The following is an 11,803-nucleotide window of genomic DNA, read 5'->3' as shown; positions in this document are numbered from 1 at the left end:
CCACGCCAGGGCCTGGCGACCTGTGAGCTCACTCAGCCACGGCCGCGTTGAACACCAGGTGGAAGGTCACGGGGACCGCCGTGGCAATGCTGTCGAGGCCCGCCACTTCGCGCAGGGCCTGGACGCCACTGGCGAGACCAAAGTCGCCGGCGTTGACCAGCACCGGACGGGTACTCAGGACCCGCAGACCCTCGCCCTGTTCACTGAAGACGGTCACGGGCACTTTCAGGTCCGCGCTCTCGCCATGGAGCTCCAGGGTCACCTGGATGTCCGTGGTGACCACACCACCGGCGGCCACCTCCGAGAGAACACCCGGGTCCACCTGGGTGGACACCGTGGCCGTGGCGAAGTCGGCGGTCTGGAACAGCAATTCCCGCATCCGCTCATTGCGGATGGGGATCAGGGTTTCCACGCTGTCCAGCTCGATGGTGACCTGGACCGTGCCATCCTCGCCCAGGTAGCCCACCAGGGAGGAAAAGTGGTGGCTCTCCGCCACGCTGCCGTTTTTGATCGAGATGAAATCGACGCTGGAGTGGCTGTTGTCCAGCTCCCACTGGGCCTGGGCCAGGCTCGCGACCCCCAGCAGCACACAGGCACCGGTGATAGTTCTCAGGATCTTGCGCATGGACAAACCTCCGCGGGTGGACAATGGGAAAAGAGACCTCATTGTAGCGAGCCGTGCGGCTTTCACAAATGCGCGGGCAGGCGGCGGTCCACGAAGGCGCGAATGTCGCGCCAGGCGGTCCGCGCCTCGGGCACCCCGGCATTGAGCAGGCCGTGCCAGCCCTGGGGCATCCCTGGCCAGCCGCTCATCTCCACCGGCACCCCGGCAAGGGTGGCGCGACGCGCCAGCTCCAGTGCCCCGGGGGCGACGGTGTCGTACTGCCCGACCTGCAGATACAGCGGCGGCAGCCCCGCCAGGGCCTCCGGTGCTGCCAGCGCCGGGGAGACCCGCGGATCGTCCAAGGCGACGGCCCCCGCGGTGTAATCTCGCCCGCGATTGCGCACCCAGTCCACGCTCAGGAAAGGGTCCGGTCCGTCGACAGCCCCGCGCATGGACAGGTCGAACCAGCCGGTGAGGGAGACAAAACCCGCGGGCATCGGCAGGCCCTCGTCCCGGGCCCGCAGCAGGGCACCCAGGGCGAGACCACCGCCGCAGGACTCACCGAGCACCACCACCTCACCGGGCTCAACGCCCGTTTCCAGCAGGCCGCGGTAGGCGGCCAGGCAGTCATCGCCCGCCGCCGGCCAGGGGTGCTCCGGTGCCAGCCGGTAGTCGGGCAGGATCACTGTGCGGTCCAGGGCCGAGAGAATCATCTCACCGTAGAAGTGATACACCGCAAGGGGACAGGAGACAAACGCACCCCCGTGTACATGCAGCAGGTAACCGGGCCCGGTACCGCGCCCGCGGTGGCGATAGCGCCCGCAGGGCACCCCGCCGAGTTCGAGCATGTCGACGTCGGTCTGATCGCTGACCGGCTGGTCGTGGAAGGGTGCCATCGTCGCACGTACCGCGCGGTAGTCGGCGGCGGGGTCGGCGAAATCCGCGGGCACCGCGGCGAGAATGGCCTGCAACTCGGGGCTGGTCATGAGCGGCCTCAATCCAGGGGCGACCAGGTGCGCTCGGGGTATAGCGTCACCGCGGGGCGGTAGAGCCACTCGTCGCGCCAGGCCTTGCGCGCCAGGTACTGCACCAGGGGCTCGTCGGCCAGCTGGCGACCCTCGATGGCCGCCACCAGGCGCGCCAGCGACTGTGCGTAGTCCACCGGCTGCGCACCCAGCAGACGGGCAATCTCCCGGCTCTCGGTATCCCGCAGCCAGTCGCCCCAGCGGGCCTCCCGCACGGCGCACTGGAACAGCACCTCGGCATCGCGCAGGCGGGAACGGGCAATCGGGGTGTCCAGCGCCGGTGCCACATCGCTGGCCAGGGTGGCCAGCGCGCTGTCCTCCAGCGGCAGTTCACTGGCCGGGGCCTCCTCCGGAAGTGCCGGGCGCTCCAGGGCAATGCCCATGGCATCGGCCAGGGCCTCGCAGGTGGAGCGGTCGCCGACATAGCGGTAGCAGATATACCAGGCCAGGGGCTCGCCGGGCCGCGGGTGGCGGCAAACCGCATGGATCGGGATCATGCCGCGCACGTTCTGCTGGATGCGGTAATACTGGGCGGCGCGGCGGGTATAGGGAATGCCCGACTGGGCCTCGTAACGCTGGAACAGACCGTTCAGGCCGCCGCTGGGGTTCCAGAACTCCCGCACACAGATATTGCCGAGGTCCTCCATCGGGTCGCCCCAGTGCCCCCACTCCCAGTCCACCACGGCAGTGACCTGCCTGTCGGCGAAGAGGAAATTCACTGGCCCGGTGTCTCCCTGCACCAGGGACACCCGGGCCACGTTGTCGGGCGCATGCCGGCGCAGCCAGTCCACCCCGTAACTGAGCAGCGGGTCGCGGTAATCCTTGAGGAAGCCGGCGAACTGCCGCAGCTGGGCATCCACGTCGTTGAGGGCGCACTCGGCGGCGGTGGTCGGCAAGGGGCCGAGCACCTCGTCCAGGCCCAGCGCAGCGGGCTCCAGTTGGTGCAGGCGGGCGATGACATCGATGAAATCCTCCATCACCGCGCGCTGCTCGGCGACATCCGCCAGTCCCGGCAGGTCGGCACTGCCGGGCTCGCGGGAAAACAGCGCGGCGTGGTGCTCCTCGCTCCAGCCGAGCAGGGCGGGCGCCGGAATCTCCGTCTCCATCAGCGCTTCGCAGATGCGCGCCTCACGACGCAGGGACACGGTACCGCCCTCCACCGGCTGGCGATCCAGGCGCAGAAAGCCCTCGACACAGCCGCCGTCCGGCCGCTGCAGGTCCACCACCCAGGCTTCCCGGCGCGCCACGTGCCGCTGCAGCCGGGTCAGCTGTCCCCCCGCCAGGCCCTGCAACCAGTCGATTAGTCCGTCGGGCAGGTCGTGGCGGGGCAGGCTCATGGGCGGTCCTCAGCGCTGTTGCGGACGGATGAAGCGGTCGGCAAAACGCTCCATCGCTTCCAGTTTGGCCTCCAGGGGATGGAAGGCGGGGTCGTCCACGGTCCAGGCCATGGCCACGGTGCCGTCGATCCCCCAGTCCTCCAGCTGATGGTAGACCCCCGGCTCCGGTTCGGCCATCGGCATGACGAAACGGCCAAAGGGCGAGGGGCCCTGCTCGTCCTCTACCTTGCGGCGCTCGGCGTTGAGCTTGTCCAGCAACTCGCGGATCTCTTCCATGGGGTAACTCATGCCCATCCAGCCGTCGGAGCGCGCGGCCCGGCGCAGGGCGGCAGGGGATTTGCCGCCGATCCACACCGGCACCTTGCCCGGCACCGGGAACTGGCCAGTGGGCGGGAAGCGGTAGAAGTCGTTGTCCGCCTCGGCCATGCCGTCGTCCCAGAAATCGCGCATCACTTCCAGCATGGCGTCCATGCGCTTGCCGCGGTTGCGGGGGTTGTGCCCGAGCAGGGCAATCTCGTCCTCGCACCAGCCGGCACCGATGCCGAAGACGAAGCGGTTGTCGGTCTGCATCGCCAGGGTCGCCGCCTGCTTGGCGGCGCTGAAGGGCTCGCGCATGGTCAGCACATAGACATAGGTCATGAAGCGCAGCTGCTCGGTGACCGCCGCCATGCTGGCAATGGTGATCATCGGATCGGGAAAGCGGGTGTGGGCGTGAATGTGGCGTTGGCCCGAGGGATGCACGGAGGTGTAGTCCCGGGGGATCGCCACGTGGTCGGATACCGCAATCCCGGCGTAGCCCATCTGCTCGGCGGCCCGCGCCACCTCCTTCACCTGGTCGTTGCCCTCGTGGAACCAGGCCAGCCAATACTCCATTGTCTCTCCTCGACATTGCCCAAACAAAACCGGAGCGGGCACCATAGCAGTCCGCCTTCAGCGCTGCCCGCCAACCGGGCAAAAACCCGCGACCGGTCGATATATCCATCCCCCGGAGTCTGCTAAGGTGAGCGGCCCGGAAAACCGGCCCACGGAGACGAGAGGTAGCGGTGTCGCAGGACGGCCCCCTGAGTGATGAAGAGCTGACATTCATGGACGACCAGCTGCTGGAATACGGCAGCGAAGCGGGCATTCTCGGCCTGTCGGAACTGGATGGTTTTCTCACCGCGCTGGCCTCGGCCCCGGACCTGGTCCCGGCCAGCCTGTGGCTGCCGGAGCTCTGGGGCCACCGGCAAGAGGGTCTGCCCTGGCCCGGGGAGACGCCCCTGCAGGACCTGATGACCCTGATTTTTCGTCACCTGAACGACATCGTCGATCGACTGGCGCGGGAAAACGTCGAAATTCAGCCGATCTTCCAGCAGGCCGAGGACGAGCAGGGCGACTACCTGGTGGTCGAGGACTGGTGCTATGGCTACCTGCGCGGCGTGGACCTGGGCCAGTGGCCAACCCTGCCCACGCAGGAACAGGGGCACCTGGACCTGATACGGCTGTTCGGCTCCGAGGAGGGCGCGGAGCGCATCCAGGCCATGAGCGAGGAGCACTATCTGCTGGCCGTGGAGGATATTGCCCCCGCCGCCGTCGCGCTCTACCGACACTTCCACGGCGCCCGCTCCACGGCCAATCCGGAGCGACCACCGGGACCGGGGACCGCCACCGCCGAACCCGGCAGCGGCGAGCTGGACCGGCCCTGCCCCTGCGGCAGTGGCAAACCCTTTCGCAAGTGCTGCCTGCACTGAAGGGGCGAGAGGTGAATGAACGATTTGTCATCTCCCGGGTTTGCACAAATGTGCAACAGTCGTGCATGCTTCCTGTCATAACAACAGTCAGGGAGTACGCCCACCATGCAATCACTGATTCACGCCGATCTTTCCCCCGCGCCCATGTCCCGCCGCACCCCGGACCAGGGCTTCCCCAAGGGCTGGTATCGGGTTGCCGACAGCGGTGAACTGGAGGCCGGCAAGCTGGCGTCACTGAGCTGCCTGGACGAGGAACTGATTGCCTTCCGCGGCGCCGACGGGGAGGCGCGGGTCGCCGATGCCTACTGCCCCCACCTGGGTGCCCACCTGGCCTCCCACGACGGTGCGATCGAAGACGGCCGCATCATCTGCCCCTTCCACAAGTGGAACTTCGACGCCGCCAGTGGCCAGTGCGTGCACATTCCCTACTCGGATCTGCCGCCCAGCCCGGTGGGTCTCAAGGTCTACGAGACCCGGGAAATCGATGGCATGGTCCTGATCTGGTACCACCCCGAGGGCAAGCCGGCGGAGTTCGAGCCCTTTGCCTCGGACATCCGCGACGATCCGGGCGCATGGACCCTGTTTACCACCATGAGCGGGGTGTCCACGGCCCCCTTCCGGGACATGCTGGAAAACCTCTTCGACACCGCGCATATCGAGCAGCTGCACCGCTCCGCCAGCGTACCCGAGGTCACCGGCGTGGAGCGCACCCCCTACGGCATGCGCGTCAACTACCGCACGGACCCGGAGAATACTGACGTCGCCATGACCTCGATGGAGATGCACTTCACCGGTATTTCCCTGCTCGCACAGCGCTTCGTCGGGGAGGCCTTCGATACCCGCTTCCTGCACTCCTACACGCCGATTGACCGCGAGCGTTTCTTCAAGCACAGCTACCTCTATGTGCGCGAAACCGGCTCCGCAGAGATGACCCAGGCCATCGGCAAAGCCTTCGCGGAGCGCTTCGTATTTGAAAGCGAGCAGGATTACCGGGTACTGAACTACAAGAAGCACATCGAGCAACCCCGACTCTGCGCGGGCGACGGGCCGATCAATCAGTTTCGCAAGTACGCTCGGGAGTTTTACTGCTGAAATCCTGCCCCGAGAGCACCTCGGCCAGGATCGACTGCTCGATGTAGCCGCGCTCGCCGGCGCGGGCCGGCAGGCGCACGATCAGGTGCACTTCACCGGCCGTGGGCACCTGCAGGGTGACCCGCGGCTCCACCGACGGGGTTTCCAGACCGCTTTTCACATTGACCCGCTGCATGTGCCGGCGGGCCTGGTCCAGGTAGCCGGCACAGTGTCGCTGGGCCGAGGCCAGGAAGGCTTCGCTGGCGGCCTGCCAGTCGTCCTCACGTTTGAAGGGCACGGTGAACACGTGGTAGACGAATTCGTGGGTAAAGCTCTCATTGATTACCGGTTCTGCGACGAACAGGGCGTTGGGAATCACGATCTTGCGGCCGGTGCGCTGGTGGGTCAGCTTGCCAGGCCCCACCTCCAGGATTGTGGTCACCAGCAGGTGCTGATCGATCACATCGCCGCGGAAGTCCTTGATCTGAATGCGATCACCCAGACTGAAGGCGCCGGACCCGGTCTTGAGCGCCGAGCCAATTACGCAGAGGATCAGCTCTTTGGTGGCCACCACGAAGGCCACTGCGATGGCGACAATCGACAGGGCCAGGGCGCGCAATTCGTCGGCCCAGATCATCACCAGGCCCAGCAACAGCAGCAACAGTAACCCGTTGCGGGAATTCACCAGCCAGCGGCGACGCAGCTCGTGGGACGCCACGGTGCGGGTAATGAAGCGCGCCGTGGCAGCACGCAGCAGGCTCACCGCAACGAAGAGCACCAGAGTATTGATCATCAGGCGCAACAGGGTATCGGAGGACAGCATGGAGCCCGCGTCCTGACGGATCTCCTCCAGCAGCGCCGCCGCACCGCTGCCGGCTGCCAGGCCATCCTGGGCCAGAACCGGTACAGACAGGACGAGCGTCAGCAAGCACAGCAGGCGCGAGAACATCGACATGGCGGCACCCAATCTCCGGCAGGGCTTCAGAAGCGGGAGCCCGGTTGCTCGAGGAAGGCCAGCTCCTCGGGCGTCGACTCCCGGCCCAGAATAGCATTGCGGTGGGGATAGCGGCCAAAACGGTCGATGATTTCCTTGTGGCGCAGCTCGAAACGGTAATTCTCCTCGAGGCCATTGTCACGGAACAGCACTTCGGCGCGCTGGTGGATCAACGGGCTTTCACTGTGCATGTAGGGCATGTAGAGAAAGCTGCGCTGAACCGGCGAGAGATGCTCAGGCGCGCCCGCCCGGATTGCCTCCTGGGCCAGCACCAGGGCCATCGGGTCCTGGGCAAAGGCCGCGGGGGTGTCGCGGTGAATATTGCGGGAGAACTGGTCCAGCACAAGGATTTCCGCCAGCCGACCCCGGGCCGTGTCGCGCCAGTCGCACAGTTCACCACGCACACCCCGCGCCAGAGTATCGCCAAAGCGCCGGGCCATGGCAGCGTCCAGATCGGGGTCCTTGCGCCACCACATCGCCGGCTCCAGCTCCTCGAACCAGAAGCCCAGAACCTCCTGCTGCATATGTGGTCCTCCTGTGCCGGTGTCAAACGGGGTGCCTGCGGCCTTGACGCCCCCGGCGCCGTGCGTCGCACACAGACCTGCACTATAGTGTGCCTGCAGGTCAACGGCAGCGTACGGACACCCGGGAGCACCCATGGATTTCGGCATCATACCCCACTGCGACCGGCGCATGACCACTGACCCGACCTGGGCGAAGGCTTGCGTGCAACTGCTGGAAGCCGAGGACGTGGAATCGGTGTGGATGCCGGAACACGTGGTCATGGCGGAGGACTACGAACCCCGCTACGACTATTCCGATGACGGCCGAGCGCCCATCGCCCCCACCACCCAGATGCCCGACCCGCTGCACTGGCTGAGTTTCGCCGCGGCCTGGACCGAACAGCTGCGCCTGGGGACCGGCGTGTTGATCGGCCCACAGCACAGTGCCGCAGTGCTGGCCAAGCGTCTGGCCACACTGGATGCCCTCTCCGGCGGGCGGCTGATCGCCGGCATCGGCATTGGCTGGCAAAAAGAGGAATACGAGGCGGTGGGCGTGCCCTACCGCGACCGGGGTCGCCGGCTGGACGAGCTGCTGGATGCCATGCGCTGCCTGTGGCGGGATGATCCAGCCACCTTCCGGGGGGAGTTCGTCAGCTTTGAAAAGGTGTATTGCGACACCAAGCCCGCACAGGCGGATGGCGTACCCCTGTTGATCGGCGGCAGCTCCGAGGCCGCCGCCCGACGCGCCGGGGCGCGCGGCGACGGTTTCTATCCCTACGTGATTTCCCCGGATGACCTGGCCCGGCGCATGCAGACCCTGCACCAGAGCGCCCGCGACGCCGGCAGGACACTGCCCAACCCTTTCCCCGTCACCATCTGGCCCGGCAGTTATGACCCGCAGGGCACCTTTGATCTGGGGCTGATCCGCGCCTACCGCGACGCCGGTGCCACGCGCCTGATTGCTGCCAGCTTCGAGTCCGGCGGCGAGGACCTGGACAGTCTGCGTCGCTTCCTGCGGGAGTACCGGGAGCGGGTGCTGGCGGTATTGTAGGCGGTATCTGGCCGCGTCAGATCACCGCCAGATCCGCCAGGTTGCCCTTGCTCTCCAGCCAGGCCTTGCGGTCACCGGCACGCTTCTTGGCCAGGAGCATGTCCATCATGCTGTGGGTGCTGTCGCCAGCATCCAGCACCAGGCGCACCAGGCGGCGGGTATCCGGGTCCATGGTGGTCTCGCGCAGCTGCAGGGGGTTCATCTCCCCCAGGCCCTTGAAGCGCTGCACGTTGACCTTGCCCTTCTTCTTCTCCGCCTCGATGCGGTCCAGCACCCCCTGCTTCTCGCTCTCGTCGAGGGCGTAATAGACCTCCTTGCCAACATCGATACGGTAGAGCGGGGGCATGGCCACATACACATGCCCCGCCGACACCAGGGGGCCGAAGTGGCGCACGAAGAGGGCGCAGATCAGGGTGGCAATGTGCAGACCGTCGGAGTCGGCATCCGCCAGGATGCAGACCTTGTGATAGCGCAGGCCGCTCAGGTCGTCGCTGCCGGGGTCCACGCCGAGGGCCACGGAGATGTTGTGCACCTCCTGGCTGGCGAGGATTTCCTGGGAGTCCACCTCCCAGGTATTCAGGATCTTCCCGCGCAGGGGCAGGATGGCCTGGAACTCCCGGTCCCGGGCCTGCTTGGCGGAGCCGCCGGCGGAGTCGCCCTCCACCAGGAACAGCTCACCCCGCGTTGGGTCTGTGCCCGAACAGTCCGCCAGCTTCCCGGGCAGTGCCGGGCCGGCGGTGACCTTCTTGCGGGTCACCGTGCGCGCCGAACGCAGCCGGCTCTGGGCACGGCTGATACACAGCTCGGCGATACGCTCGGCTTCTTCGGTGTGCTGGTTCAGCCACAGGCTGAAGGCATCCTTGGCCACCCCGGAAACAAACGAGGCGGCCTCCCGTGAGGACAATCGCTCCTTGGTCTGCCCGGAGAACTGCGGATCCTCCAGCTTCACCGAGAGCACGTAGGCGCAGCGGTCCCAGATGTCCTCCGGGGTCAGCTTGACCCCCCTGGGCAACAGGCTGCGCAGCTCGCAGAACTCGCGCAGGGCCTCCAGCAGCCCGGTGCGCAGGCCGTTGACGTGGGTGCCACCCTGGGCGGTGGGAATCAGGTTGACGTAGGACTCGGCCAGCACCTCGCCGCCCTCGGGCAGCCACTGCAGCGCCCAGTCCACCGCGGCATTCTTGCTGCTGAAACTGCCGGTGAAGGGCTGCTCGGGCACGCAGGGGAAGTCGATGGTGGCATCCATCAGGTAGTCGGTCAGGCCGTCCTGGTAGTGCCACTCCCGACTCTCGCCCTTTTTCTCGTCGAGAAAGGTGACCCGCAGGCCGGGGCAGAGCACCGCTTTCGCCCGCAACACATGTTCCAGGCGCGGCACCGAGAAGTTCACCGAATCGAAATACTGCGGGTCGGGCAGGAACTTGAGGGAGGTGCCGGTATTGCGCTTGCCGCAGCTGTCGATGACCTCCAGGTCACTGGTCTTGTTGCCCCCCGAGAAGGTCATGCGGTAGACACTGCCATCGCGGCGGATGGTGATTTCCAGCGCCAGGGAAAGCGCGTTGACCACCGACACGCCCACCCCGTGCAGACCACCGGAGAACTGGTAGTTCTTGCTGGAGAACTTGCCGCCCGCGTGCAGGGTACTCAGGATCACCTCCACCCCGGGCTTGCCCTGCTGCGGGTGGATGTCGACCGGCATACCGCGGCCATCGTCAGTGACCGTGATGGCGCCGTCCCGGTGCAACACCACGTCGATGCGCGACGCGTGGCCGGCCAGGGCTTCGTCGACACTGTTGTCGATCACTTCCTGGGCCAGGTGGTTGGGCCGGCTGGTATCGGTGTACATGCCGGGGCGCTTGCGTACCGGCTCCAGGCCGGTGAGGACTTCGATGTCTTCCGCGGTGTACAGGCTCATGCGCTGTCTGGATTTCCTGCTGGATGGATGAACCCCGGGATTGTAACCCAGTGCGCGGGGGCGCTGCAGGAATCCATTCCAGCCCGAAGGGTTCGGGAGAGCAGGCCCTAGAGATAACCCTTCTGCTGCAGATCGACCGAAAAATGCACGCCGTGTACCCGCTCCACGGCAGTCTCCAGCCGCCCGTCGTCGTAGAGATGCAGCCAGCGATAGCCCGGCGGCAGTGTGTCCGCCTGGAAGTTCGGACTCCCCGGGGCAAACTGCACGCAGGTGGAGGGCGTGGCCAGCAGCCGCAATCGGCGGTAGTCGCGATCCAGGGGCTGGTGAACATGGCCCCAAAGCAGGGCCCGGGCCAGGGGGAACCCGGCCAGCAGGGCGAACAGGGCATCGGCATCGCTGACCTGCTGCTGATCCAGCCAGTCACAGCCGATGGGCACCGGGTGGTGGTGCAGACAGATCAATGCGTGAAGGTCCTCGCGCCGGCCGGCTTCCAGCGCCCGCCGCAGCAGGTCCAGCTGCGCCTCTCCCAGCTGCCCGCCGATTTCTCCCGGGACCTGGGAATCCAGCAGAATCACCTGCCAGCGGCCCAGGCGCAGATCATTCACCATCAGCTCACCGGCGGGGTCCACGGAAGCCATCAGGGCACGGTCATCGTGATTGCCGGGCAGCCAGAAGTGGGGCACGCCGGTGGGATCCAGGTATTCCCGGAGGCGACGGTAGGCAGGCAGGCTGCCGTGGTCGGCCAGATCGCCGGTGGCCAGGAGAGCATCCAGTCCCGTGTGAGCGGCCAGTGACTGCTCGAGCACGGCCCGCAGGGAGCGATCGGTATCCACCCCTAGCAGGGGGGTTCCGGGGCGCTCGCCCAGGTGGGTATCGGTGATCTGCAACAGGCGCGCCGGGTGCCCCGACGGAGTGACTCGATGAATGCGATGCTCCACACCGGGCATGCGCTACAGGCTCAAGCCAGGGAAAAGCCGACGCCCGTCGCGGGCGTCCGTCCGTTGGCCAGACAGTGCTCCAGCCACTCGGCGAGGAACAGGTTCTGCTGGAGTTTTTCGTCCTCCTGGAACATCTCCGCGTTGGGATAGGGATAGCGGCCGCGCACGCTGCGGCGGGACTGGAAGCGATTCACCTCCAGCATGCGCGCATCGTGATAGGCGCGCAGCTCGACATCCAGGCTGCCCAGCCAGCGGGCCTCGCCGTGGGACTGCAGCAGGCGGAAGAAGGTGGTGTAGCGGTTGCGCTCGAGAACCTCCAGCCGCACCCTGGCTCCGGAGACCTCAAATTCGCGCTGATTGCACTGCTGATAGTCGGGGAACAGGCGCAGCAGACGCGCGTAGTTTGCCTCGCACAGGGCGTGCAAGCGCACCAGGTCTATCGTGTGGGGGCGTCTGGCAGCCCGGGATACCACCATCTGTCGTTACCTGTATCTGCATCTGCAAAAATCTGGCGGATGACCGCGCAGAACCGCCGAGTGTATCACCCCGCTTTGCATTTTCCGCGGTTAAATTACACTATTGGTCTGGCATCATGCATGCGCAACCCCCGTCCGGGCTGCTAAACTCGACGCCGTCCCGCA

12 protein-coding genes are annotated in these 11,803 nt (G+C 66.4%); 3 read left to right on the top strand and 9 right to left on the bottom strand.

The window, feature by feature from the left end; all coding sequences use genetic code 11:
- Positions 1-28: 28 nt before the first annotated feature.
- The 4 genes from ACYVGS_RS11915 to ACYVGS_RS11900 form a co-directional block, all read right to left on the bottom strand.
- Complete coding sequence (locus ACYVGS_RS11915) at positions 29-625, bottom strand: YceI family protein (RefSeq protein WP_460588910.1); 597 nt, start codon at positions 623-625, stop codon at positions 29-31.
- A gap of 62 nt (positions 626-687) precedes the next feature.
- Positions 688-1,590 carry an alpha/beta hydrolase family protein gene (locus ACYVGS_RS11910; protein ID WP_460588909.1) on the bottom strand — a complete coding sequence of 301 codons (903 nt, stop codon included), beginning with the start codon at positions 1,588-1,590 and terminating at the stop codon, positions 688-690.
- Between the two features lie 8 nt (positions 1,591-1,598).
- Positions 1,599-2,966 carry a phosphotransferase family protein gene (locus ACYVGS_RS11905; RefSeq protein ID WP_460588908.1) on the bottom strand — a complete coding sequence of 456 codons (1,368 nt, stop codon included), beginning with the start codon at positions 2,964-2,966 and terminating at the stop codon, positions 1,599-1,601.
- Positions 2,967-2,975: 9 nt separating this feature from the next.
- Positions 2,976-3,839, bottom strand: coding sequence for an LLM class oxidoreductase (locus ACYVGS_RS11900; protein ID WP_460588906.1), 864 nt, complete (start codon positions 3,837-3,839; stop codon positions 2,976-2,978).
- Between the two features lie 170 nt (positions 3,840-4,009).
- On the opposite strand from ACYVGS_RS11900, the gene ACYVGS_RS11895 reads away from it, so the two are divergent.
- Positions 4,010-4,696, top strand: coding sequence for a YecA/YgfB family protein (locus tag ACYVGS_RS11895; RefSeq protein WP_460588905.1), 687 nt, complete (start codon positions 4,010-4,012; stop codon positions 4,694-4,696).
- A 105-nt stretch (positions 4,697-4,801) separates the two neighbouring features.
- Complete coding sequence (locus ACYVGS_RS11890; protein ID WP_460588904.1) at positions 4,802-5,788, top strand: Rieske 2Fe-2S domain-containing protein; 987 nt, start codon at positions 4,802-4,804, stop codon at positions 5,786-5,788.
- On the opposite strand, the gene ACYVGS_RS11885 is transcribed toward ACYVGS_RS11890, so the two are convergent.
- Both ACYVGS_RS11885 and ACYVGS_RS11880 read right to left on the bottom strand, forming a co-directional pair.
- Positions 5,748-6,722 (bottom strand): mechanosensitive ion channel domain-containing protein, encoded by a 975-nt coding sequence (locus ACYVGS_RS11885; protein WP_460588903.1) that lies wholly within the window; start codon positions 6,720-6,722, stop codon positions 5,748-5,750. The two genes, ACYVGS_RS11890 and ACYVGS_RS11885, sit on opposite strands and share 41 nt — an antisense overlap.
- A 26-nt stretch (positions 6,723-6,748) precedes the next feature.
- Complete coding sequence (locus ACYVGS_RS11880; RefSeq protein ID WP_460588902.1) at positions 6,749-7,285, bottom strand: DUF924 family protein; 537 nt, start codon at positions 7,283-7,285, stop codon at positions 6,749-6,751.
- A 133-nt stretch (positions 7,286-7,418) separates the two neighbouring features.
- Here ACYVGS_RS11880 and ACYVGS_RS11875 point away from each other — a divergent pair, with 133 nt between their 5' ends.
- A complete protein-coding gene (locus ACYVGS_RS11875) occupies positions 7,419-8,315 on the top strand; it encodes an LLM class F420-dependent oxidoreductase (protein ID WP_460588901.1) in 897 nt (298 codons plus the stop codon).
- Between the two features lie 16 nt (positions 8,316-8,331).
- On the opposite strand, the gene parE is transcribed toward ACYVGS_RS11875, so the two are convergent.
- From parE to ACYVGS_RS11860, 3 genes are all read right to left on the bottom strand, one after another.
- A complete protein-coding gene (parE, locus tag ACYVGS_RS11870) occupies positions 8,332-10,224 on the bottom strand; it encodes a DNA topoisomerase IV subunit B (RefSeq protein ID WP_460588900.1) in 1,893 nt (630 codons plus the stop codon).
- A gap of 107 nt (positions 10,225-10,331) precedes the next feature.
- Entirely contained in the window at positions 10,332-11,171 is an 840-nt protein-coding gene (gene cpdA, locus ACYVGS_RS11865) for a metallophosphoesterase family protein (RefSeq protein WP_460588899.1), read from the bottom strand.
- 11 nt (positions 11,172-11,182) lie between these two features.
- On the bottom strand, positions 11,183-11,638 hold the full coding sequence (locus ACYVGS_RS11860) for a DUF1249 domain-containing protein (protein ID WP_460588898.1): 456 nt from the start codon (positions 11,636-11,638) through the stop codon (positions 11,183-11,185).
- Positions 11,639-11,803: the final 165 nt, after the last annotated feature.

This window comes from Haliea atlantica (assembly GCF_054779855.1).
Note: the sequence above shows the minus strand (reverse complement) of the source record. Positions and strands in the feature narration are given on the sequence as shown.